This is a genomic window from Ruegeria atlantica, from assembly GCF_013032455.1.
Lineage (GTDB): Bacteria > Pseudomonadota > Alphaproteobacteria > Rhodobacterales > Rhodobacteraceae > Ruegeria > Ruegeria atlantica_B.
On sequence record NZ_WQCF01000001.1, the window covers coordinates 37,227 to 59,522 of the forward strand.

Sequence of the window (22,296 nt, forward strand, 5' to 3'; positions counted from 1 at the left end):
TGGGGACAGGGTGGCTTGGTTTACGCCCCCAATGGCCGCCCACGCGCAGCACGCCCACGATCCGCGCCGATAGTGCGGCTGACCAGTCGAATTTTCCAAACTTCGTTTTGCATAAAGCTCCTCACCTTATGAGCCGAAGTATTCCGCTGCGCACCGGTATATTCTGTTCTGTTTGCGACTAGGGTGCCCAAAAGCGAAGTGTAAATGGGAATGTCACACTGTTTTATATATCTGCATATTTTTTCCCAGATGAGGTAAAAAATTTGTTATAGTTTATTCACTTATTTTAAATTGGTTCCGGATCTAAATTGAATCTTAAGGATTTTGAGCCAGATTTCTAAGTTAACTTGACTTTAAAGACTGAAGCTGCGGCAATTGGTTTTTAGGAGAGATTAATGAAAGCCCTTAAGGCCCTCAGTTTAATAGCGTTTGTGTCGCTCGCGACGCCGCTGCTGGCTGAGGATTGGTCGGGGGCTTATGCTGGTTTCAGCTTTGGATATGCAGATGCGGATGGGCCAAAAGGCTCGGGCGACGACGACCTTAGTTTTGGTCTTCATGCCGGATTCGATCGTGATTTCGGAAATTTTGTTCTGGGTGGTGAACTGGAATATAATCGCCTGTCTCTGGATCTGGGTGAGGGTGAGGGAAGCCTGGACAGTGTATCAAGCCTGAAAATTCGCGGTGGATATGATTTTGGTGCGGCGTTGGGCTACGTGGTGGTTGGTGCCGCTAGGGCCGACTCCACAGTTGATAACGACACGGCCGCCGTTTACGGAATTGGCGTCGCTTATCCTGTAAATGATCGGTTGATCATCAGCGGTGAAGCGTTGAGGCAGGAATTCGATGATGTCACCCGTTCGAACGGCACTTTGGACACCAGCATCTTTAACCTGCGGACATCGTTCCGCTTTTGAAGCCTGTCAAACCCTGGCAACGGTATTTTGGGCTAACTCTTTCGCCAATTCACATATTTTATTCAGGGCAGATTCGAACCTCTCGTCGTCGATTGTCATGGCCACCCGAATATGACCAGCGGCTGCGGCCCCGAAGCTTTCACCCGGCATCACTGCAATGGATTGAGTATCCAGTAGCGTATTGGCAAATTCTTCGCCGCTAAGGCCGGTGGCGCGGATGTCCAACATAACGTACATCGCGCCTTGCGCCGGAACCAACCCGACAGTGTTCTGATTGCTTAGGATGCTAACTGCGAGGGCACGCCGCCTGCGGAATGGCTCGGAGATTTTATCCTCCAACGAAGTTCCAGCATTCAAAGCAAAGCTTGCGGCGTCCTGAATAAATCCGGGAACCCCATAGGTCGTATGTGTAGCGAGGTTGATCAGATGAGATATCACCTCTTCCGGGCCAACGATCCATCCACAGCGAGAGCCAGTCATGGCATGGGATTTGGACATCGAACCAACAACCAGTGTACGCTCTTTCATATCAGGTAAAATGCGTGGTGAGATATGTTCACCGTCCCAGACCTGCGTATCGTAGACCTCATCCGAAATCAGCCACAGGTCGCGTTTCTGACAGATTTCGGCAACTCCCTCCAATGTCGGGCGCGAGTAGACCGCTCCGGTCGGATTATTAGGCGTGTTGATCAACAAAGACACTGCGCCACCTGCGGCGGCCTCAATCTGTTCTGGCCGCGGTTGGAAGGCATCTTCGGCCGTGGTCTGGATCACCCGAGCAGTTGCGCCACTGGCTCGGATCGTACCGGGATAGGTGGCGTAGTAAGGATCAAGGTACAGGCCCACATTGCCCGGACCGCAAACGGCAACATGGGCGGCAAACAGAGCTGATTGGCCGCCGGGCGTGATCAGCACATTGTTGCGTGTGGTGGGGACACCGGTGCGAGCCTGCAGACGAGCGGCCACCGTATCTCGTAGCAGGTCGGTTCCGGGAACCATGGCATATCCGGTGTGACCCTGCCGCGCCGAAAGGTCCATCGCCTCAAGAATCGACGGATCGGTGCGGATGTCGTGTTCTCCAATGGTCAACTCGGTCACGGCGTAGCCATCGCTGATCATCTGACGGGCACGATAGAACACATCCCAACCATCACTGCCACCTCCGGTCAGATGCGTGATGCAATGCGACAGCTTCATGGTCCACCTCCCGTTGGTCTTGTGCGCAGACAGGGCCAGAGGAGTTGAGTAATGTCAATCAAAGTCGCTTGGATATACCTCAGCACTTGGCTCAGTGCGATCTGCGTGTTACTGGGTGATTATGAACCCGATGACCTGCACCATTATTTGCTGCATTACCTGCTGATAGTTCAAGCGGGCCGGTTTCTTTCGTTTTCATCCCTGAGACAAGTTGCTAAGCCCGCGTCAAAGCGAGAAGTTACGCTGTTCTTAGGAGCCAACCGATGACGACGATCAAACTGCACAACACAAGGACGCGGACGAAAGAGGATTTCGTGCCGATTAACGCCGATAATGTGCGGATGTATGTCTGCGGACCCACTGTTTATGATCGCGCTCATTTGGGTAACGCACGGCCCGTAGTGGTGTTCGATGTGCTTTACCGTTTGCTGCGGCATGTTTATGGCGCTGATCACGTGACCTATGTGCGGAACTTTACCGACGTCGATGACAAGATCAACGCAACCGCTCTGGCGCGTCAGAAGGCCGGTGCCGAGGGGACGTTGGAGCAGTTGGTCCAGGAACGTTCCGACGAGACCATCGGTTGGTACCTGCATGACATGGGCGCCTTGGGGGCGATGGAGCCCAATGAGATGCCACGCGCGACACAGTATATCGACCAGATGATCGCGATGATCGAAGGGCTGATCGAAAAGGGCCATGCCTACGCGGCTGAAGGCCATGTTTTGTTTGCTGTAGACAGCTGGAAAGAGCACTACGGAGCTTTGTCCGGACGTTCGGTGGACGACATGATCGCGGGCGCGCGGGTCGAGGTTGCTCCTTATAAGAAAAACCCGATGGATTTCGTGCTGTGGAAACCCTCGACTGACGAACTGCCGGGGTGGGACAGCCCTTGGGGCCGGGGGCGTCCGGGTTGGCATATTGAGTGCTCGGCCATGGCCTATGAGTTGTTGGGCGAGAGCTTTGACATTCACGGCGGTGGTAACGACCTGATGTTCCCGCATCATGAGAATGAGATCGCGCAAAGCTGCTGCGCCCATCCGGAGGGCGAGTTTGCGCGCGTCTGGTTGCACAATGAAATGCTGCAGGTCGAAGGCAAGAAGATGTCCAAGTCGCTGGGCAATTTCTTTACCGTGCATGATCTGCTGGAACAGGGCGTACCGGGTGAGGTGATCCGCTTTGTCTTCCTGCAGACCCATTATCGCAAGCCGATGGACTGGACCGAGAAGAAAGCGCGCGAGGCCGAGTCGACGCTGCGCAAGTGGCGGGCGCTGACTGCGGGCATCGAGCCTGCCGCCAACGCAGCGCCCGCGGTCATTGCCGCGCTGAGTGACGATCTGAACACAGCGGGCGCTTTGGCTGAACTTTACCGTTTGGCTGGAGATAGCGATGCGGCGGGGTTGCTAGCGAGTGCGCAACTGTTGGGTCTGTTGTCTGACGAGATGGGCGCGTGGGCGGATACAGGTCCGGTGGACCTGTCTGCGCATGCGGATCGGCTGGCGGATGCGCGGGCCGTTGCGATGCAGAGCAAGGATTTCTCGGAAGTGGATCGACTGAAAGCCGCTTATCTGGCAGCCGGTCTGGAAGTTCGCATGAGCAAGGACGGTGTCGAACTGGTTCCGGGCGCCGGGTTTGACGCAGCCAAGCTGGAGGAGGTGTGATGCCCAAGGAACGCCTCTACCTCTACGACACGACCCTACGCGACGGGCAGCAGACGCAAGGGGTCCAGTTCTCGACCACTGAGAAGGTGCAGATTGCGCAGGCTCTGGATGACCTGGGCGTGGATTATATCGAAGGCGGCTGGCCCGGGGCGAACCCGACCGACAGCGCGTTTTTCGAAGTCGCGCCCAAGACCTCCGCACGTCTCACCGCGTTCGGCATGACCAAACGGTCGGGCCGCTCGGCTGAGAATGATGATGTGCTGGCCGCAGTGATGAATGCGGGGACGCAAGCGGTGTGTCTGGTCGGCAAATCGCATGATTACCACGTCACCCATGCGCTGGGGATTACGCTGGAAGAGAATATCGAGAACGTGCGCGCCTCGGTCGCGCATATCGTGGGACAGGGGCGCGAAGCCCTGTTCGATGCCGAACACTTCTTTGATGGCTACAAGGACAACCCCGGTTACGCGGTCGAGGTCTGCCGGGCCGCGCTGGATGCCGGTGCGCGTTGGATTGTGCTGTGTGATACCAATGGCGGCGCGTTGCCGGCTGAGGTAGCAAAGATCGTCTCTGATGTCATCGCCGCAGGCTTGCCGGGGGATCGGCTGGGCATTCACACCCACAACGATACAGAGAATGCGGTGGCCTGTTCTCTGGCCGCCGTCGACGCGGGCGCGCGTCAGGTTCAGGGCACATTAAACGGGCTAGGTGAGCGTTGTGGCAACGCGAACCTGACCGCTTTGATTCCCACCTTGTTGCTGAAAGAGCCTTATGCGTCGTCGCTTGACATCGGCGTCAGTGCAGATGCTTTAGCGGGTTTGACCCGCATAAGCCGAATGTTGGACGATATACTGAACCGGGTGCCGAGTAAGCAGTCCGCCTATGTCGGCGCGTCAGCTTTTGCCCATAAGGCGGGGCTGCACGCCAGCGCCATTCTCAAGGATCCGTCGACCTATGAGCATGTGGACCCAGCCTCGGTCGGGAATGCGCGGATCATTCCGATGTCGAACCAGGCGGGACAGTCGAATCTGCGCAAACGCCTGACCGAGGCTGGGTTGGCCGTGGAAAAAGGCGACCCGGCGCTGGAACGCATTCTGGACCGGATCAAGCAGCGAGAGGCTGAGGGGTATTCCTATGACACTGCCCAAGCCAGTTTCGAATTGCTGGCACGCGATGAACTGGGACAACTGCCCGAGTTTTTCGAGGTAAAGCGGTACAAGGTTACCGTTGAACGGCGCAAGAACAAGTACAACCAGATGATCAGCCTGTCCGAGGCGGTGGTTGTCGTGAAGGTCGATGGTGAAAAGAAACTTTCGGTCAGTGAGTCCATGGACGAAAACGGCAATGATCGGGGGCCGGTGAACGCGCTGGCCAAGGCACTTTCAAAGGATCTGGGGCAATATTCCGAAATTCTGTCCGATATGCGGCTGGTCGACTTTAAAGTCCGCATAACGCAGGGCGGCACCGAGGCGGTTACGCGTGTCATCATCGACAGCGAAGACGGGCAGGGTCGCCGCTGGTCGACCGTGGGCGTCAGCGCGAACATAGTTGATGCCTCGTTTGAGGCGCTGCTGGATGCGATTCAATGGAAACTGGTACGCGATTGCGGGTCGCATGCGGCGGTGGCTGAGTGACCGTGGAGTTCGACGACGACGTCAAAGCGTGCGCGTCACTGGTGCACCGTGCTGATCCGGATCGGTTTATGGCGGTAATGGCAGCGCCGGTGGCGGTGCGACCTTTGCTATTCCCACTCTATGCGTTGAATGTCGAGGTCGCACGCGCTCCTTGGGTCACGCAAGAGCCGATGATAGCCGAAATGCGCCTGCAATGGTGGCGCGACGCGCTGCAAGAGATCGCCGAGGGCCAGGCTGTACGCAGGCATGAGGTCGTGACGCCCCTGTCACAGGTCTTGTCACCACACTTGGCTGCCATGCTTGATGAATATGTGGCCGTAAGGCGCTGGGATATCTACCGAGATCCGTTTGAGGATGAGGCGCACTTCGACTCTTACATCAACCATAGTGCCGGATCTCTTATGGTCGCGGCGGCGCAAGTGCTAGGGACAGCGGACGAGGATGTGTTGCACGATGTCGGTTACGCTGTTGGAGTGGCAAATTGGCTCCGAGCCATTCCGGAGCTAGAGGCACGAGGCCGGATTCCGTTGTTAGATGGAACGCCCGAGGGGGTTCGCGCTTTGGCAGGACAGGCCCTTGACCGGCTCAAGCGTGCACGGTCCAACGCATCAGGGATTTCGGCGAAAGCACGCCCAGCACTCTATGCCGGGTGGCAGGCAGATTGGATTCTGCGGCGGGCTGTTGCCAGACCGGAACGTGTGGCGGCTGGTGATCTAGCACAGGGTGAAATACGGCGCCGCTTTTCCTTGATGAGGACTGTGGCCAGCGCGCGTTGGTAGGAGTCAGACTGTTTCCTGTTCGGATGGTTTCAGAACCAGCCATAGCAGAGCGCCGCCAGCCAATGTCAGCAGAGGAATCATGGCAAGGTTTACGGCCGTCCAGCCTTCGACCGGAGACCCGCCTGAACAGTTCATCAACCCGCCTGATGCTAGCGATGCAAGGGTGACGCCGCCGAACACCAGCAGATCATTGAGGCCTTGCATCCGACCGCGTTCGCTGACGTCATGGGACTCGGCCAGCATTGTGGTGGCGCCGATAAACCCGAAATTCCAGCCAACCCCCAGCAGAATCAGCGCGACGAAAAAATTGCCCAACTCGATACCTTGCAGGGCAACAACGCCCGCGCCAGCAAGAATGGCAAGGCCGAGGGCGACGATTTTCTCGACCCCAAATCGTGTGATGAGTTGGCCGGTGAAAAAGCTGGGCACATACATCGCAAGCACATGGCTGGTAACAACATCCGCAGCGTCATTTGCAGTAAACCCGCAACCCACCACAGCCAAGGGGGTCGATGTCATCACAAGGTTCATCAGCGCGTATGACACCATCGCACAGATGATTGCCACGGCAATGCGCGGGGTTTTGAGCATCTGAAGCCGGGTTCGGCCATTGGGGGCATCTTCTTTGGGGGCCGCAGGGGTCGGGATGTCGAGAAAAAAGAACAGTGCCGAGCCAAAGATATTAACCGCGATCACGGCCAGATAGGTACCGAGAAATGGAATAACATAGGCTGTTGATGTTAACTTGACGATCTGCGGACCAATGATGGCTGCAGCCAGCCCGCCCGCCATAACATATGAAATTGCCTTGGGACGAAATTCGTCGGACGCAGTGTCAGCTGCGGCAAACCGGTAGAAACCGTGCGCGCTCATATAGATGCCGGTTAGCAGACTGCCCAGAAGAAAGACGGGGAACGAGCCCAAGAATAAGCCATACGCACCAACAACACCTCCGCAGGCACCGGCTGTCGCGCCAACCAAGAACCCCGCGCGGCGGCCCCACCGTTGCATGATCGCCGAGATTGGTGTGGCTGCCAGCATCGAGCCTAGAACGATCAGTGAAATGGGCAGGGTGGCCAGACAAGGGTTTGAGGCCAAAGACTGCCCCGCCAAACCGCCCACGATGAAGATCATCGGCATTTGCGCGCCCAGCACAGCCTGAGCCGCCACCAAAACGACAACGTTTCGTTTGGCCTGACTGTTGTCGGGTGGGGTGGCGGCGGCAAGTGTCATGCGCTCATGGGTATCTTTGAAAGACGGGTCATACAAGCGGGTTGCATCTGCGACAAAGCACCCTAACGTGAGCCCATCGCCAACGGCCCGGAGCCTCCATGTCTGTCGGACGCATCATCGAAACACCCGACTGTGTTGCCGAAGGGGCTGCTTGGCTGGCCGAGACCTGTCCGCGCATGGCGTGGGCGATGGAACAAACCGGCCCCTTACCTTTGCGCCGACGCCCGGATGGGTTCGCGCAACTGCTCAGTGCGATTGTCAGTCAACAGGTTAGCGTAGCTTCGGCCAATGCTATCTGGAAACGCCTGCAGGATGCGAAACTGACCGGGCCGCGCAAGATTATGTGGGCCACTGATGATGATCTGAGGGCCGTCGGATTGAGTCGTCAAAAGATACGCTATGCCCGTGCGTTGGCTGAGGCGAGGATTGATTACAAAAGGTTACGCGACGCTTCTAATGCGGATGTTGTTGCCAATTTGACCGAAGTGCCGGGCATTGGAGTATGGACCGCAGAGATCTACGCCATGTTCTCGCTGGGTCGCGCCGATGTGATCGCTCCGGGTGACCTGGCGTTGCAAGAAGCGGCGCGCATCCTCTATGAGCTGCCCAAACGCCCCACCGATAAGGAACTGCGACAGATGGCCGAGGCCTGGTCGCCCTGGAGGTCGGTTGCGGCCCGTGTTTTGTGGGCCTATTACCGGGTGGCAAAAGAACGAGAAGGGATCAGATGACACGGGTTTTGAATGCGCTCCGAAAAGAGCCGGTTTCGGGCGATACACGCTCGGTCGTGGTGTTCGTGCACGGCTATGGGGCCAATGGTGCCGATTTGCTGGGGCTGGCTGATCCTCTGGGTGAGCACCTTCCAGACACGCTGTTCGTTTCCCCAGATGCGCCCGAGCAGATCCCCGGTATGCCCAACGGCTTCCAATGGTTTCCGATCCCTTGGATTGACGGTTCGTCCGAGGAAGAGGCGCGGCGAGGCATGGAGATGGCGGTCGAAGACTTCAACGCTTTCCTCGATGCTTTGATGGTAGACGAAGACGTGCTGCCCGAGCAGGTCGTTCTGTTCGGTTTCTCGCAAGGTACGATGATGAGCCTGCACGTCGCCCCGCGCCGCGAAGACCCGGTTGCCGGCATCGTTGCATTCTCGGGCCGGTTACTTGAGCCCGATTTGTTGCCCGATGAAACAGTCAGCCGGATGCCGGTTTTGCTGGTGCACGGAGATGCCGATGATGTTGTGCCACCGCAATCACTACCTGAGGCAGCGGAAGCCCTACAAGCGGCTGATTTCAAAGAAATCTACGCGCATGTGATGAAGGGTACCGGCCACGGAATCGCTCCGGACGGTCTGAGCGTTGCGCTGGCCTTCATGCGGGACAAGCTGAGTCTGTAGGGTATTTGTGGTCCGCCGGATGCTGCCCGAGGATGTGGTATCGGCGTGCCGCTGCGCAATGGCATCCCGGTCGGCAGGACTTCAAAGAGGTTTGAGCTGCGGGACTGCAACGGTGCGGTGGTCGGTCAGGCCCACAGATGCCCTTCGGCAAACTCGATCGAATTTCCCGCCGGATCGCGGACATAGAGTGAGCGCGCGCCGCCAGGCCAGTCAAACTCGGCATCTACTGGGATATTCCAATCCAGTAGATGTTTGCGCATCACGTCAATCTCGGCGCGTGTCAGAATGAGGCAGACATGACCAGGACCACGCGCGCCATGGGGCGGGACGGGCAAATCCGGATTTCCCGGTGGTTTTTTCGTTTCGTCCGCGTTGAACAGTAGCAGGACCGAGTTTCCAATCCGGTAGAACACGTGCCGGTCGGCTACGCGCTGAATTTTGCTCAGCGCCAGGATTTCTCCGTAGAATTGCTCGGCCGCGTCCAGGTCATCAACATAAAGTGCGGCTTCGAGAATGCCGCTAGGAACTGGTATGTGCGGGGTGACCTTCATACTGTAAGTATATCACAACATGCGGTTTTTGTCACCGGCGTGGGCGTCGGTCCCTTTTACGGCCCGGCGCAGTGCTTACAGCAGGTGCGGGCAGGCTATCCCACTGGCCCGGCGCCAGCCCATCCAAGTTCCAATCCCCGATCCGTGCCCGGATCAGGCGCAAGGTCGGGTGACCCACTGCCGCTGTCATCCGGCGCACCTGACGGTTTCGTCCTTCGCGCAGGGTAAGTTCAATCCAGCAATCCGGCACCGTCTGACGTACCCGGATCGGAGGATTTCGTGGCCACAATCCGGCAGGTTCATCTATCAAGCGCGCTTTGGCGGGGCGGGTCAGGCCGTCCTTTAACTCAACACCGTTGCGCAGGGCTTGCAGTGCTGATGCGTCGGGCAGCCCTTCGACCTGAACCCAATAGGTTTTCGACATCTTGTGCTTGGGATCAGCGATTTGCGCCTGCAGTCGCCCGTTGTCGGTCAGCAGCATCAATCCCTCGCTGTCACGATCCAGCCGACCGGCGGGATAGACACCGGGCAGGTCGATATAATCCGACAGGGTGCTGCGCGGCGAATCCGCATTAGCGCGGTCGGTGAATTGCGGCAGCACGTCGAAAGGTTTGTTGAATCGGATGAACCAGCTCATGCTCAACGCCATAGCCTGAGGGGCATTGCCGACGCAACCTGTGGATAACTGTCATGTCTCTGTTACGGATCTGGCTTACTCAGAACCCGACATATTGTGTATACTCAGGGCTTGTCAGAGTTTTAACACGATATATAGTTAAAGTAAGGCCGGGGCGGGTGTTCCCCGCTCTGATGTCAAAAACGGGCAGAGCAGAGCGAGGAGCGATTCTGAGATGGATGGAGACTTCAGGACCGAATTTGTCAGGGAACCCGGTGCGCTTAAGCATCATCCGGCATTGGTTTTGAACGCCGATTATCGCCCCTTGTCCTATTACCCACTGTCCCTGTGGCCGTGGCAAGAGGCGATTAAGGCGGCCTGGCTGGACAGGGTGGACATTGTGGCGGAATACGACGAGGTCGTCCGAAGCCCGAGTACCGAGATACGAATACCCTCGGTTGTTGTCCTCAAAGATTATGTAAAACCTAGAAAGCGCGTGGCCTTCACGCGCTTTAATTTATTTCTAAGGGACGAATTCCGCTGTCAGTACTGCGGCAGCAAGGGTGATCTTACATTTGACCACGTGGTTCCCCGCGCTGCAGGTGGTGTTACAAGCTGGCAGAACGTGGTGGCGGCCTGTAGCCCGTGCAACCTGCGCAAGGGCTCAAAATCACTGCGGCAGGCTCGGATGACCTTGCGCAAACCGCCGCGCCAACCCGATGCCGAGGCGTTGCGGAACATTGGTCGTAAGTTTCCGCCTAACCACCTGCATGACAGTTGGATCGACTTTCTGTACTGGGATGCAGAGTTGGACGAGCTTTAACGGCCCGCCCGCCACGCGGCGAGCCAGACCAGCATCAGACCGCCCGAAATTACGGCGTTCCATCCGGCCATGGACAAGCCAAACATCTCCCACGGGATTTCATCGCAGCGCACAAGCGGGGCAGACATAATCTGGTCCATCAATTCCTGCGTCGACAGGCCGCCAATATCTCCCGAGGTGCAGCTGGTAGGGCCTTCCCACCATTTCAGTTCAACCCCAGCGTGGAATACACCGATGACTGCCGTTGTCAGCGCGGCTAGCGCACCAAGCAATGGCAATAGGTTCACGCGCGGCAAAACCAGCGCTAAGGCTCCAATCACAACGGCGGCACCGTGCGGATAACGCTGCCAGATGCACATTTTGCAAGGAGCCATTCCACCAAGGTGCTGGAAACCCCACGCGCCAAGTAGCATTGCCGCAGAACCACCAGCAGCAATCAAGACCAGAGTGTTTTTTCGTATCATAGGTATTTCACCACTAGAAAACCGCCAAACAGCAGGATGATGAACAAGGTGAACATCAGGCCCAACCGTTTTTCGATGAAGTCACGGATAGGCTCACCAAACTTCCAAAGCAGGCCAGCCACAAGGAAAAACCGAAGGGCGCGTGCCAGAATAGAAGTGGCGATAAACGTACCCAACGGCATTCCGGTCCAGCCGGACATGATGGTTATGACCTTGTAGGGGAAGGGGGTTACGCCAGCGCCCAGTACGGCCCAGAAGCCGAAGTCGTTGAAGCGGGTGTTGAACTCCTCCATCGCATGCGCCTTGCCCATGGACTCCAGAATCGGCTGCCCAATGCTTTCATAGAAAAACGCACCGATGGCATAACCCAACAGGCCACCAAGCACGGAAGCGACCAGAGCAACTGTTGCAATAAGCCAGGCGCGTGACGGGCGGGCAAGGATCATCGGAATCATCAGGACATCAGGTGGAATCGGGAAGAACGAGCTTTCAACAAAGGCCACAACAGCCAGCGCCCACAGGGCATGCGGGTGTTCAGCCAGACGGATGGTCCAGTCATAGAGCGATCGCAACATTCGGTGCTAAAATCCTGATTTGCCGTAGGGCCAGCCAAACCATGCACCCAGAAGGGCGTCAAGCACTGCTGTGAAAACAAAGTGGATTTGGGTTGGTTTTTGCCTCTGGACCTTCCCGATGATGGGCGCTAATTCAGTGTTCGTGGCCCAAGTGGCGGAATGGTAGACGCAGGGGATTCAAAATCCCCCGCCTTCACGGGCGTGAGAGTTCGAGTCTCTCCTTGGGCACCACCTCAGACAATGACGTGAAAACGTGGCATGGTTACGGGTCACGCCGCAAGCTCAGCCAAATCAGGAAACCGATATAGGCGAATACGCTGAGGTTCAGCATTGTATCGATGAATTGTCCGCTCATGTCCGGTCCTCCCGTGACAGGCTTTTGATAAGGCAAACCACAAGGACAGGTACGATAAAGACGAAGGCCATGGCGGACAGTGCGATGATCGATCTGACCAATGAGATATCGCCGACCAGAATCATCGCCAGGCCCAAAGCGCCCAGTATGACGCCCCAGATTGTTCGGACACGCGGCGAAGGGTTGTCGTCTCCTCCGCTGCCGATCATTGCAAGGGTGAAACCGGCGCTGACGACGCTGGTCACCACGAACAGGAACGCGGCCAGTATGGTTGCGGTTTGCGTGATACCACCCAGTGGGAATTTTTTGAGCAAGGCAAAGGTTGTTGCGTCCAAGTTTTCTGCGTTGACGGCGGACAGAGTACCCTCCTGTCGCAGCACATCGAAAAATCCTAGACCTCCGAAAATTCCGAACCATAGGATCGAGAACAGAGTGGGGGCGACGATGACGCCGAACAGAAACTCTCGGATTGTCCGCCCGCGCGAAATCCGTGCGATGAAAATTCCTACGAAGGGCGACCATGCCAACCACCAAATCATGTAGTTCAGCGTCCAGCCGTGAAACCAGTCGATCAGAAGTTCATCAAAGAACTCGGCAGTTGAAAACCCTGCAGGCAACACACCGAACAGGTAGCGTCCAAAACCTGAAACGATACCGTCCATCAGGAACGAGGTGGGGCCAAGGATCAGAAGATAAACCATCATTCCAACAGCAATCAGCATGGCTATGTTTGACAGCCGCGACATCCCTTCGCCAAGGTCGCGCCGCAAGGGGATGATGTAGGCAATACATAGCAGTGCAAAAACGGGCAGGGTCAGAACACCCGGCGAGTCGACGCCGATCAGCCCGGCCAAACCGGTTTGAATCTGGAATACGCCCATCGCCATGGACCCAGCCAACCCCACGGCAATGGCAACAATGGAAAGCAGGTCGAAAATCCAGCCCAATACTTTGGTCCAGCGCGCTTCGCCCAGGGTATCGGTCAAAGGAGCGCTCAGTAGTAATGTACGCTGGCGACGATAGGCAAAATAAGCGATGACCAGCCCAACGATTGCGTAAATGGCCCAGGCGTGGAAGCCCCAGTTCAAGTAGGTCACAAACAGGGCATGACTGGCAGCCACTGGATCAGAACTGTATTGGCGAAGCACTTCGAAATGGGTCAGGGGTTCTGCTGCGCCGTAAAACAACAATCCAACCCCCATCCCTGCTGCAAACAACATTGCAATCCAGGCCGGGGTTGAAAATTCTGGTTTGGCGCCGTCGGGTCCAAGGCGAATGTCACCGTAACGGGACAGCGCCAGATATAGAGAGACGAACAACAAACCGCTGACTTCGAGCATAATGAACCAGCCACGGCTGTTGAATTGCGTGGCCACTGCCGATGAGGCTAGGCGCCCTAGGCCCTGCGGGTCGGCAATGCCCCAGGCCGCAATTGCGGCGCTGATAGCCAAGGCGATAAGAAGCAAAGGGCTTGGAGAAGCAGGTTTCATCAATGATCACCTATATTGGATCGCAAAATAATTCTTTTGCAGTTCGGCACTTACCTGAGACATTCACATTTTGAGATAACATTAGTTAGCGTCGGGCATAGTTTCAAAAGCTTTGTTTGGATAGCCAGAGGGTCGATTTTGCAGAATTCAGGGGGAAATTTCCCAAATACCCCTCAGATTTGCGGCTCTGGAAGGTTCTGCCATGTCCGGGGGTTGACAAGTAGAGTGTCTGAATGAAACGTCGAATATGTTGGGAGACTTTTAAAATTCAGATGCTTGACCTGTAAAGCGGGTCCGTTTGCCGTACCGGCAATGCCCCTTGGGTGGGGCAGCTGATCGGTTTCCCATCCACAATAAGAGTTGGGAGTTCTCAAAAATGAAAAACAGCAGCAAGCTTAGCCTCGGCGCGGTCGTCACCGCGGCCCTTATGGCTCCGGCAGCGTATGCGGAAGAATTCATCACCATCGGCACAGGCGGTGTGACCGGTGTTTATTATCCGACTGGCGGCGCAATCTGCCGTCTGGTCAATAAAGGCCGTAAAGAGCACGGCGTGCGCTGCTCGGTCGAATCAACCGGCGGTTCTGTCTACAACATCAACACCATCCGCGAAGGTGAGCTGGAATTCGGTGTGGCGCAGTCAGACTGGCAGTACCACGCGTATAACGGCAGCTCGAAATTCGAAGAGGCCGGCCCCTTCGAAGGCCTGCGCGCCGTGTTCTCTGTACACCCTGAGCCGTTCACCGTAGTGGCCCGTGCTGATTCCGGCATCGCGAACTTCGAAGACCTGAAAGGCAAGCGCGTCAACATCGGCAACCCCGGTTCCGGTCAGCGCGGCACCATGGAGGTGCTGTTGGGCGAAATGGGGTGGACCACCGATGATTTCGAACTGGCGACCGAGCTGAAGGCGGCTGAACAGTCGGCTGCGCTGTGCGACAACCAGATCGACGCGATGGTTTACACAGTGGGTCACCCGTCGGGTTCGATTCAAGAAGCGACCACTGCTTGTGACTCGGTTCTGGTAAACGTCAGCGGCGACGCGGTTGACAAGCTGGTGGGCGACAACTCGTTCTATCGCACCGCGACCATCCCAGGTGGTATGTATCGCGGTTCGGACGGTGACACCGCAACCTTTGGCGTGGGCGCAACCTTTGTGACCTCGGCAGATGTATCGGAAGATGCGGTTTATGCGGTTGTCAGCTCGGTCTTCGAAAACTTCGACGACTTCAAAAAGCTGCACCCTGCTTTTGCCAACCTCAAGCCCGAAGAGATGATCGCGGACGGCCTGTCGGCTCCGCTGCATCCGGGTGCCGAAAAGTACTATAAGGAAAAAGGCTGGATTCAATAAACCAGACCTGATGCAGGGTGCCCAGGCGGGCACTCTGCGACCAAAACCCATGCAAAACGGGTGAATCAGAAGGCCGGAAAAGGCCGCGACGGGGAGACGTTTTATGAGTTCCGACACACAATCCAATCGTCCGCTATCCGAAGAAGAGCTGCAGGAGCTTGTGGCCTCGTCCGATGCGGGCGGGCGCAATCCGGTCGGTAATGTCGGGGTTTTTCTGGCCGTTGTGGCGGCGATCTGGTCGATTTTCCAGGTTGTTCTAGCCTCACCGCTGGCCAACTATGTGCTGCCCGGTAGCGTTGTAAACAATTCGCGCCAGTTCCATCTGGCCTTTGCGATGTTTCTGGCCTTCGCTGCCTACCCGGCGCTGAAATCCAGCCCGCGTAATTACATCCCTGTTCAAGACTGGATCATGGGTCTTTTGGGCGCGTTTGTCGCGCTTTACGGGTATTTCTTCTACAACAAGATCGTCGATGCAGGCGGTCTGGCGGACGATATGGACAAGTGGGTCGCCCTTGGCGGCCTGATCCTGCTTTTCGAAGCCGCCCGTCGCGCGCTTGGCCCGGCGATGGCGATTATTGCGACAATCTTTCTGGCTTATGTATTCTTCGGCTCATCCGAGTGGGTGCCCGAGGTTATCCGCTGGAAGGGTGCCAGCCTGAAAAAAGCCATGAGCCATATGTGGATCACGTCCGAGGGCGTGTTCGGCATCGCTTTAGGTGTGTCCACGAAATTCGTCTTCTTGTTCGTTCTGTTCGGTGCTTTGCTGGATAAGGCCGGGGCAGGGAACTATTTTATCAAGATGGCCTTTGGTGCCCTCGGCCACTTGCGCGGCGGTCCTGCCAAGGCGGCGGTTGTAGGATCGGCGGCGACCGGTCTGATCTCGGGCTCGTCCATCGCCAACGTTGTGACAACAGGTACTTTCACAATTCCACTGATGAAGCGAGTAGGATTTTCCAGCGAACAGGCGGGCTCGGTCGAGGTCGCGTCATCCGTGAACGGGCAGATCATGCCGCCGGTGATGGGGGCTGCGGCCTTCCTGATGGTGGAATATGTGGGCATTTCTTATGTTGAGGTGATCACCCACGCCTTTCTGCCTGCTGCGATATCCTATATCGCGCTGGTCTATATCGTGCACCTAGAGGCGGTGAAGCGGAATATGCCCACGTTGGGTGATCGCGACGTGCATCTGGCGCGGACAGTTGTGGGGATGCTGTCTTTCTTCATCGTTTTCGCGGGGCTTTGCTATGGCTCGCAATTCCCGGTTGATGCGGTGTCCAACTGGGCACCGTCGTCAGCGGGGCTTATCCTTAGTCTGATTGTCTGTGCGGTCTATGTGGGCCTTCTGTATCTGGCTGCTCAGGTGCCCGATCTTGAACCGGACGATCCGAATGCCAAAGAGGTCACGCTGCCCGTCATCGCGGACATCTACAAAGCCGGGTTGCATTACCTGCTGCCGATCATCGTTCTGGTGTATTTCTTGATGATCGAACAGAAATCCCCGGGTCTTTCAGCCTTTTGGGCGACTGCGCTTCTGTTCGTGATCCTGTTGACTCAAAAACCGCTCAAGGCTTTGTTCCGTGGGCAGAGTAATCTGCACAACAGCTTCATCGACGGGGTGGCGGATCTGTGGCAAGGCATGATCGACGGTGCGCGCAACATGATCGGGATCGCGCTGGCCACGGCCACGGCGGGCGTTATCGTGGGCACTGTTACGCTGACCGGTGTAGGGCAGGTGATGGCTGATCTGGTCGAGTTCCTGTCCCGCGGTAATCTTATCTTGATGCTGATCATGGTTGGCATCCTGAGCCTGATATTGGGCATGGGTCTGCCAACCACGGCGAACTATATCGTGGTAAGCTCTCTTATGGCCGGTGTGGTGGTCGAGCTGGGTGCTCAGAGCGGTTTGATCGTGCCGCTGATCGCTGTGCACCTGTTCGTGTTCTATTTCGGTATTATGGCGGACGTGACGCCTCCGGTTGGATTGGCAAGTTTTGCAGCGGCCGCGGTATCGGGCGGTGATGCGATCAAGACCGGTTTTACCGCGTTCTTCTATAGCTTGCGTACGGTGGCACTTCCGTTTGTGTTCATCTTCAACACCGATCTGCTGCTGATCGACGTGACATGGATCGAGGGGATAACCGTCGCGATATTCGCCACGATAGCCATTCTCGTCTTTACGGCGGGCACTATGGGGTACTTCCTGACCCACAGTCGCATCTACGAAAGTGTTGCGCTGATCTTCGTAGCCTTTGCGCTGTTCCGACCGGATTTCTTCATGGATCGCGTTGCGCCGCCTTACGCCTCGGTTGAGCCGTCCGCATTTGTGGAAACGGTCGGGCAAACACCGCCGGGATCCGAAGTGCGACTGGTCATCAGCGGCCCGGATTTCGATACGCTTGAGATGACGGACACCACAGTTGTCGTGGCCGTCGGAAATGAAGACGGCGGCGAAGCGCGCGTCGACGCAATGGGCTTAATGCTGTTTGAAGAAGACGGGCTGGTCAAACTTGAAGAACCTCTGTTTGGCACGCCAGTCGCCGATGAGCTTGATATCTTCGACTATTACGGGGATGAGGCCGTGCGTCTGACCTCGGTCAGCCTGCCGACCAGCCAGCCGCCCAAGCAGCTAATTTATATCCCCGCGATGATCCTGCTGGGTCTGATCGCCTTTCTGCAACGCGGCCGTGCCGCCAGACAAGAGGTGCCCGCATGACAAACTCTGTTCTTTGTGCTTTAGATATCAGCAACGGCGATCTGGATGTGAATGTGTTGAAAACGGCGGCCGCTTTGGCGGATCAGGACGACGCACAGTTGGACGTGGTAACCGTACTACCAGATTTCGGTGAAAGTTGGGTGTCCGGCTTTTTCGAGCCGGACTTCCACGAAAAAGCGTTAGAAGAGGCCCAGTCTAAACTGACTGAGCTTTGCAACACGACTTTGGGCGCCGAACGGAACGAAAAAATTCGTCACGTCGTTGCCACTGGTACTGCGTATCAGGAAATTCTGAAAACGGCTGAAAGCGCCAACAGCGATCTTATCGTGATTGGTGCTCATAAGCCGGACCTCAAGGATTACCTGCTTGGCCCGAATGCCGCACGGGTTGTCCGGCATTCCACTGTGTCCGTCTACGTCGTGCGTTAGGATCAGTAGCCCGTCATCTCAAGGTATCCGCGGCCCGTGTGGCTGCCGGATACCTTCACGGGACCTTCCCAATATTCAAACCTTGTGGCCATCCACGCGTCAGGTGTGATGGCTGATACCTCAATATCCAAATTCTTGTCTGGCAGAGACACGCGCCATTGCACAGGCACATCTCGCCCGGCTACTTCCGCCGTGTACAAAGGCGAAAAGCTAGTCGAACCGTCCGGTAGTGGCGTTGCGGTTCCATCCGCGCTGATCCATGTGGCGGCCGTGAAATCTCTGCGTTCTCCGCGCAGGCGAAAGGCCATCAGCTTGTCCCCGCTGTCAAAGCTGAGTGAGAACCAGTCCCATCCGCTTTGATCGGCTGCCAAAGGTTGCGAAGACCACTCGCGGTCCAGCCAGCCTTGACCGGTGACTGCGACGTCGCCATCGGGCAATTGCAACACACCGTCGATCTCGTAGAAAGGTTGGGAATAGTAATAGCTGGCCTGCCCATCAGCGGATTTGACCGAGTATCCGTCGTCTCCGTGAAAAACAAACGGACCTTGTGCGTTTAAAGTTAGGTCATAGGCGAACTCGGCACCGCTGGCGGAGAGAGACAAGGCGCTGAGGTCTGGCCCGCGCATATACCACTCGTCAATCCAGGCCTCAAAAGGTTCAGCTTTCGCACCAGCTTGTCCGATTCCCCCGCGCGACAGGCGCTCGGCAAAGTAGTGCGTTTCCGGTGTGGTTATGGCCGCATGTCCCATCCACAGCTGCGGGCTTTGCCAACCTTCGACCTCGGTTGGTTTCAGGGCTGATCGGAACAGCGTCCACTGGATGCCATAATCACGTTCATCCTCGCCGGTCAGATTGGCGGTCAGATACCACCACTCGATCCGAAAGGCGGGATGCGGCCCGTGATCCCGTGGAAATTCGAACTTATGGCCGGGTTGAGGGATTTCAAACCCTTCAGCAGAACCGCCCAGATTTGCATAGCCTTGTGCGTGCATGGGGGTGGGCAAAAGCATGAGAAGAGTAAAAAGCCAGGATTTAACGTTCATTGGCAAACACCCTTAACAAATCAGCAGGTGGAAGGCGCAATAGCCGTAGCGCCGGCAAGGCTGCGGCAACCAAAGCGGCGAGCAGGGTCAGGAGAAACAGATAGGCCCAGTCCATCGGGAAAAGGAACATCGGTAAACGCCAGCCAAAGGCCTGTACGTTGATCACCGCCAACAAAGCCCAAGCCAGAACCAGCCCCAAAGGCAAGGCCAGAACAGCGGTCAGCGCTGCCAACAAAACGCTACGAAGCATTTCCAGCCGTGCAAGCTGAGCCCGTGTCAGGCCAAGCGCCCAAACCGGCGCGATCTGTGGCAGGCGCTGGGTCCACAACGTCAACAGGCTGGTCAGAATGGCAAAGCCAGCGACCCCCAATGTCAGGACGTTCAGCGCCGAAGTGACCACAAAGGTCTTGTCAAAGATCGTGAGCGACTGTGCTTTCATGGCCGCCTGTTGCACAACAGCCTGACGGGGCAGGCCAAACCGGTCGCGCAATGCCTGGGCCATTTCGGTGGCAGCCGCCGGTGACAGGCGTATGCCAAACCGGCGCGTGTCGGCCCCGGGCGCGATCCGGTCCAATTGCGGCATCGAGACGATCGCCTGACCGGTCGGGTTGCCATAGTCTGAATAGACGCCCGATATAGTCAACGTATCACCTTCTCTTAAGGTTACCTCATCCCCTGGCCACAGGTTTCCGCGACGGGCGAGCTGTTCGTTAACCAATATCGCTTCACCCGCCAACACCCGATCCCAAACGCCTTCCGACGAGGCGATCAGCGGCCAGTGGTCGCGGTATGCTTGATGATCAACAACCCCATAAAGGAACAGCGGCCCGGTTTCGTGCGTCAGTTCAACGCTGCGGATTGGCAAGACCGCATCGACTTGCGGGTCCAGCCACTCTGCGATCTGCTGGCCCTGCTGGTTGTCTGTTGCGGTCACATACAACTCGGACGTCAAGCGTTGATCCAGCCATCCAACAAAGGTCAGACGAAAGCTCGACACCATGGTGCCAACGCCAATATTCGCAGCCAGCGCCAGTAAAAGCGCCATCAGGGCCAGAGACAAGCCCGGCAGTTGCGCTTGCATATCGGCCCAGATCCATTGAGCCAAAGGCCCCTTGGCCCGATGTTGAAATGTCGAAAGGGCAAAGGACAACAAGTAAGGCAAGATCAATGCCGAACCGGTCAGAACGCCGCCGACCATGGCAAATCCGGCGACGAGGCTGTCGATGGTATGGCCAATGGCAAAGCCGCCTACGATCAAGCCAATTCCGATCAGGCCTGTGGTCAGGTGGCTAGAGCCCGACACGCGCCAAGCTTGTAAGCCTGCTCCGGTCAGCAATGGCATACGAGACAAACGATACAGGGCCTGTCCACTGGCCAGCAAAGTGCCGGCCAAGGCCATCGCCAGTCCGGCCAATGCCCATTGTGGCTGTAAATTTATCTGCCCATCGACCGGAGCGCCGTACAGCCCTCGCAAAGTTGCGGCGACATCGGGTAGAAGTGCTCCGGCCAGAAAGAAGCCAAGGATCAGCCCAAGTGTTCCACCGATGAGCGCCAGCAGGGCAAGTTCGGCAGTGATGGTCCAAACCAGACGGCGCATCGAAACGCCCAGCGCGCGCATGGTACGGATCATTGCGCGCCGTTGGGCCATCGCCAGACCGACGGTTCCGTGAACGATGAACAGACCCACCGCAAAGGACAGCAGGCCAAAGGCCGTCAGGTTCAGGTGAAAACTGTCCGTCAACCGTTCAGCGTTTAGTTGGGTTGATGCCTCGATCCGCTGCAGTTCTGGCGTGATCTCAGAGAGCGGAGGCACATCACGCGGTTGGTCCGGTAAAACGATCAGTCGCGAGATTTGTCCGGGCTTGTCCAGAAGGATCTCGGCGACACCGATGTCAGTCAGGATCAGGTCGGGCGGGACTGCGTCCGATTCCAAGATCGGAGGCAGATTGGGGTGCGCGTACAGTAACGCAGCCAAATCAGGTTTGGCCTGCAGGCGCCCGGGGGCTGTCAGCACATCGGCCGGATCAGGGGGCGTGTCGCTTTGCTCCATCTGCGTCATGGCGGGCAGAGCGGGATAGGCGACCATATCGACGCCCATCACCTGCACAGTTCGCCCGGAGATCCGCAAAGGCCCCTCCAGCACTGCTGCGACTTGCCACCCAGCGCGGCGCAGAACAACATAACGGTCAAGCGAGATCGGGCCAGTAGGATCGCGCAGTTCATCAAACAAACCCAACGCTAGCTGATCGCTAGCCCGTTGATAGCTGGCCCGCGCCTCGGTGTTGATGGCCTGCACCGCCGACCACAAACCCGTCGCCAGCGCGATGCCAATCAACAGGGTCGCCAGTTGCAGCCAGTGACGCCGCCAATGCGATACCAACGCCTGTATGACCGTTCGGGTCATGTGATGTGACCACCAGAGAGATGCGCGTGCCGGTCGAGCCGAGCCGCGATGTCATGCGAATGGGTGACAAGCAATAGTGCAGCCCCAGTCTCGGCAACCAGCGAAAGCATCAGATCCAGCACATTGGTGCTGGCGGTTTCATCCAGATTTCCGGTCGGCTCATCCGCAAGCAGCAGTTTGGGCCGAGGGGCCATTGCGCGACCGATGGCAACGCGCTGCTGTTGGCCTCCGGATAAGCTCTCGGGGTAGCGAGATAGCAAATCGGACAGGCCGAGCCGCTCGGCCAGCCGAGCGGTCCAATCGACATCCTCTCGGTCTGCCAGTCGAGCGTGGAATGACAGGTTCTGTCCAACGGTAAGCGATGGGATCAGATTGAACTGCTGAAACACCAAAGACACGCTGCGTCGACGCATAGCTGCCCGGCCGGCGTCATCCAGTGGTGACAGGGCGGTTCCATCCAGCGTGATCTCACCCCCGTCAAAGCTGTCCAGCGCGGCGGTGAGGTTTAACAGTGTGCTTTTGCCGCTGCCGCTTTCCCCGGTCAAGGCCAGAGTCTGCCCGTGATCCAGTGTCAACGACACATCCCGAAGAACCGGGCGTCCACCGGGATAGGATTTCTGGACCTTGTCGATGTTCAGCAACATACAGTTTTCCTTGGACAGTGCCTGCCACAATGTG

20 protein-coding genes and 1 tRNA gene are annotated in these 22,296 nt (G+C 57.1%); 11 read left to right on the plus strand and 10 right to left on the minus strand.

The genetic code is table 11. The annotated features are described in order from the left end of the window. Positions 1–395 precede the first annotated feature (395 nt). Positions 396–914 (plus strand): outer membrane protein, encoded by a 519-nt coding sequence (locus GOW93_RS00190; protein ID WP_170381055.1) that lies wholly within the window; start codon positions 396–398, stop codon positions 912–914. 6 nt (positions 915–920) lie between these two features. Here GOW93_RS00190 and GOW93_RS00195 read toward each other — a convergent pair whose 3' ends face one another. Next, entirely contained in the window at positions 921–2,111 is a 1,191-nt protein-coding gene (locus tag GOW93_RS00195) for a pyridoxal phosphate-dependent aminotransferase (protein ID WP_170381056.1), read from the minus strand. Between the two features lie 263 nt (positions 2,112–2,374). Here GOW93_RS00195 and cysS point away from each other — a divergent pair, with 263 nt between their 5' ends. From cysS to GOW93_RS00210, 3 genes are read left to right on the plus strand one after another with little or no spacing between them, the layout of a single operon-like run. Continuing rightward, positions 2,375–3,772, plus strand: a complete 1,398-nt coding sequence (cysS, locus tag GOW93_RS00200) for a cysteine--tRNA ligase (protein WP_170381057.1) — start codon at positions 2,375–2,377, stop codon at positions 3,770–3,772. After that, positions 3,772–5,406 carry a citramalate synthase gene (gene cimA, locus GOW93_RS00205; protein ID WP_170381058.1) on the plus strand — a complete coding sequence of 545 codons (1,635 nt, stop codon included), beginning with the start codon at positions 3,772–3,774 and terminating at the stop codon, positions 5,404–5,406. The genes cysS and cimA overlap by 1 nt, the downstream gene beginning before the upstream one ends. A 2-nt stretch (positions 5,407–5,408) precedes the next feature. After that, positions 5,409–6,185, plus strand: a complete 777-nt coding sequence (locus GOW93_RS00210; RefSeq protein ID WP_170381760.1) for a phytoene/squalene synthase family protein — start codon at positions 5,409–5,411, stop codon at positions 6,183–6,185. A 3-nt stretch (positions 6,186–6,188) separates the two neighbouring features. Here GOW93_RS00210 and GOW93_RS00215 read toward each other — a convergent pair whose 3' ends face one another. Beyond that, on the minus strand, positions 6,189–7,418 hold the full coding sequence (locus GOW93_RS00215) for an MFS transporter (protein WP_170381059.1): 1,230 nt from the start codon (positions 7,416–7,418) through the stop codon (positions 6,189–6,191). A gap of 98 nt (positions 7,419–7,516) precedes the next feature. Here GOW93_RS00215 and GOW93_RS00220 point away from each other — a divergent pair, with 98 nt between their 5' ends. Then, complete coding sequence (locus tag GOW93_RS00220; protein WP_170381060.1) at positions 7,517–8,149, plus strand: DNA-3-methyladenine glycosylase family protein; 633 nt, start codon at positions 7,517–7,519, stop codon at positions 8,147–8,149. Next, positions 8,146–8,811 (plus strand): alpha/beta hydrolase, encoded by a 666-nt coding sequence (locus tag GOW93_RS00225; protein WP_170381061.1) that lies wholly within the window; start codon positions 8,146–8,148, stop codon positions 8,809–8,811. Before GOW93_RS00220 ends, GOW93_RS00225 begins: the two co-directional genes overlap by 4 nt. Before the next feature lie 125 nt (positions 8,812–8,936). On the opposite strand, the gene GOW93_RS00230 is transcribed toward GOW93_RS00225, so the two are convergent. Then, complete coding sequence (locus tag GOW93_RS00230; RefSeq protein ID WP_170381062.1) at positions 8,937–9,362, minus strand: VOC family protein; 426 nt, start codon at positions 9,360–9,362, stop codon at positions 8,937–8,939. Positions 9,363–9,393: 31 nt separating this feature from the next. Further along, a complete protein-coding gene (locus GOW93_RS00235; RefSeq protein ID WP_170381063.1) occupies positions 9,394–9,999 on the minus strand; it encodes an rRNA large subunit pseudouridine synthase E in 606 nt (201 codons plus the stop codon). A 214-nt stretch (positions 10,000–10,213) separates the two neighbouring features. Between GOW93_RS00235 and GOW93_RS00240 the strand changes: the two genes are divergently transcribed. After that, positions 10,214–10,801, plus strand: coding sequence for an HNH endonuclease (locus GOW93_RS00240; RefSeq protein WP_170381064.1), 588 nt, complete (start codon positions 10,214–10,216; stop codon positions 10,799–10,801). On the opposite strand, the gene GOW93_RS00245 is transcribed toward GOW93_RS00240, so the two are convergent. Together GOW93_RS00245 and GOW93_RS00250 are read right to left on the minus strand one after the other, a co-directional pair. Beyond that, the gene (locus tag GOW93_RS00245) at positions 10,798–11,265 is read right to left on the minus strand and encodes a disulfide bond formation protein B (RefSeq protein ID WP_170381065.1); all 468 of its coding nucleotides are present in this window, start codon (positions 11,263–11,265) and stop codon (positions 10,798–10,800) included. The genes GOW93_RS00240 and GOW93_RS00245 overlap by 4 nt on opposite strands. After that, complete coding sequence (locus GOW93_RS00250) at positions 11,262–11,840, minus strand: YqaA family protein (RefSeq protein ID WP_170381066.1); 579 nt, start codon at positions 11,838–11,840, stop codon at positions 11,262–11,264. The genes GOW93_RS00245 and GOW93_RS00250 overlap by 4 nt, the downstream gene beginning before the upstream one ends. A 145-nt stretch (positions 11,841–11,985) precedes the next feature. Between GOW93_RS00250 and GOW93_RS00255 the strand changes: the two genes are divergently transcribed. Further along, positions 11,986–12,071 (plus strand) — tRNA-Leu (locus GOW93_RS00255). Between the two features lie 120 nt (positions 12,072–12,191). Here the strand turns inward: GOW93_RS00255 and GOW93_RS00260 are convergent. Then, positions 12,192–13,685 carry a BCCT family transporter gene (locus tag GOW93_RS00260; protein ID WP_170381067.1) on the minus strand — a complete coding sequence of 498 codons (1,494 nt, stop codon included), beginning with the start codon at positions 13,683–13,685 and terminating at the stop codon, positions 12,192–12,194. A 376-nt stretch (positions 13,686–14,061) separates the two neighbouring features. Here GOW93_RS00260 and GOW93_RS00265 point away from each other — a divergent pair, with 376 nt between their 5' ends. The 3 genes from GOW93_RS00265 to GOW93_RS00275 all read left to right on the plus strand — a co-directional run bounded on the left by GOW93_RS00265 (position 14,062) and on the right by GOW93_RS00275 (position 18,171). Then, positions 14,062–15,030 (plus strand): TAXI family TRAP transporter solute-binding subunit, encoded by a 969-nt coding sequence (locus GOW93_RS00265; RefSeq protein WP_170381068.1) that lies wholly within the window; start codon positions 14,062–14,064, stop codon positions 15,028–15,030. 103 nt (positions 15,031–15,133) lie between these two features. Beyond that, the gene (locus GOW93_RS00270; protein WP_170381069.1) at positions 15,134–17,743 is read left to right on the plus strand and encodes a TRAP transporter permease; all 2,610 of its coding nucleotides are present in this window, start codon (positions 15,134–15,136) and stop codon (positions 17,741–17,743) included. Next, positions 17,740–18,171: a universal stress protein gene (locus tag GOW93_RS00275; RefSeq protein ID WP_170381070.1), complete on the plus strand. Its 432-nt coding sequence runs from the start codon at positions 17,740–17,742 to the stop codon at positions 18,169–18,171. The genes GOW93_RS00270 and GOW93_RS00275 overlap by 4 nt, the downstream gene beginning before the upstream one ends. A gap of 2 nt (positions 18,172–18,173) precedes the next feature. Here the strand turns inward: GOW93_RS00275 and GOW93_RS00280 are convergent, their stop codons facing one another. From GOW93_RS00280 to GOW93_RS00290, 3 genes are read right to left on the minus strand one after another with little or no spacing between them, the layout of a single operon-like run. After that, positions 18,174–19,214, minus strand: a complete 1,041-nt coding sequence (locus tag GOW93_RS00280) for a lipocalin-like domain-containing protein (RefSeq protein WP_170381071.1) — start codon at positions 19,212–19,214, stop codon at positions 18,174–18,176. Next, positions 19,204–21,618: an ABC transporter permease gene (locus tag GOW93_RS00285; protein WP_170381072.1), complete on the minus strand. Its 2,415-nt coding sequence runs from the start codon at positions 21,616–21,618 to the stop codon at positions 19,204–19,206. The genes GOW93_RS00280 and GOW93_RS00285 overlap by 11 nt, the downstream gene beginning before the upstream one ends. Continuing rightward, entirely contained in the window at positions 21,615–22,262 is a 648-nt protein-coding gene (locus tag GOW93_RS00290) for an ABC transporter ATP-binding protein (RefSeq protein WP_170381073.1), read from the minus strand. The genes GOW93_RS00285 and GOW93_RS00290 overlap by 4 nt, the downstream gene beginning before the upstream one ends. Between the last annotated feature and the right edge of the window lie 34 nt (positions 22,263–22,296).

Coding starts and splice junctions, on each gene's coding strand:
- GOW93_RS00215 (WP_170381059.1), bottom strand. CDS start 7,418: ATGACACTTGCCGCCGCCACCCCACCCGACAACAGTCAGGCCAAACGA.
- GOW93_RS00195 (WP_170381056.1), bottom strand. CDS start 2,111: ATGAAGCTGTCGCATTGCATCACGCATCTGACCGGAGGTGGCAGTGAT.
- GOW93_RS00245 (WP_170381065.1), bottom strand. CDS start 11,265: ATGATACGAAAAAACACTCTGGTCTTGATTGCTGCTGGTGGTTCTGCG.
- GOW93_RS00280 (WP_170381071.1), bottom strand. CDS start 19,214: ATGAACGTTAAATCCTGGCTTTTTACTCTTCTCATGCTTTTGCCCACC.
- GOW93_RS00225 (WP_170381061.1), top strand. CDS start 8,146: ATGACACGGGTTTTGAATGCGCTCCGAAAAGAGCCGGTTTCGGGCGAT.
- GOW93_RS00240 (WP_170381064.1), top strand. CDS start 10,214: ATGGATGGAGACTTCAGGACCGAATTTGTCAGGGAACCCGGTGCGCTT.
- GOW93_RS00220 (WP_170381060.1), top strand. CDS start 7,517: ATGTCTGTCGGACGCATCATCGAAACACCCGACTGTGTTGCCGAAGGG.
- GOW93_RS00250 (WP_170381066.1), bottom strand. CDS start 11,840: ATGTTGCGATCGCTCTATGACTGGACCATCCGTCTGGCTGAACACCCG.
- cimA (WP_170381058.1), top strand. CDS start 3,772: ATGCCCAAGGAACGCCTCTACCTCTACGACACGACCCTACGCGACGGG.
- GOW93_RS00260 (WP_170381067.1), bottom strand. CDS start 13,685: ATGAAACCTGCTTCTCCAAGCCCTTTGCTTCTTATCGCCTTGGCTATC.
- GOW93_RS00230 (WP_170381062.1), bottom strand. CDS start 9,362: ATGAAGGTCACCCCGCACATACCAGTTCCTAGCGGCATTCTCGAAGCC.
- GOW93_RS00270 (WP_170381069.1), top strand. CDS start 15,134: ATGAGTTCCGACACACAATCCAATCGTCCGCTATCCGAAGAAGAGCTG.
- GOW93_RS00235 (WP_170381063.1), bottom strand. CDS start 9,999: ATGAGCTGGTTCATCCGATTCAACAAACCTTTCGACGTGCTGCCGCAA.
- GOW93_RS00290 (WP_170381073.1), bottom strand. CDS start 22,262: ATGTTGCTGAACATCGACAAGGTCCAGAAATCCTATCCCGGTGGACGC.
- GOW93_RS00265 (WP_170381068.1), top strand. CDS start 14,062: ATGAAAAACAGCAGCAAGCTTAGCCTCGGCGCGGTCGTCACCGCGGCC.
- cysS (WP_170381057.1), top strand. CDS start 2,375: ATGACGACGATCAAACTGCACAACACAAGGACGCGGACGAAAGAGGAT.
- GOW93_RS00275 (WP_170381070.1), top strand. CDS start 17,740: ATGACAAACTCTGTTCTTTGTGCTTTAGATATCAGCAACGGCGATCTG.
- GOW93_RS00285 (WP_170381072.1), bottom strand. CDS start 21,618: ATGACCCGAACGGTCATACAGGCGTTGGTATCGCATTGGCGGCGTCAC.
- GOW93_RS00190 (WP_170381055.1), top strand. CDS start 396: ATGAAAGCCCTTAAGGCCCTCAGTTTAATAGCGTTTGTGTCGCTCGCG.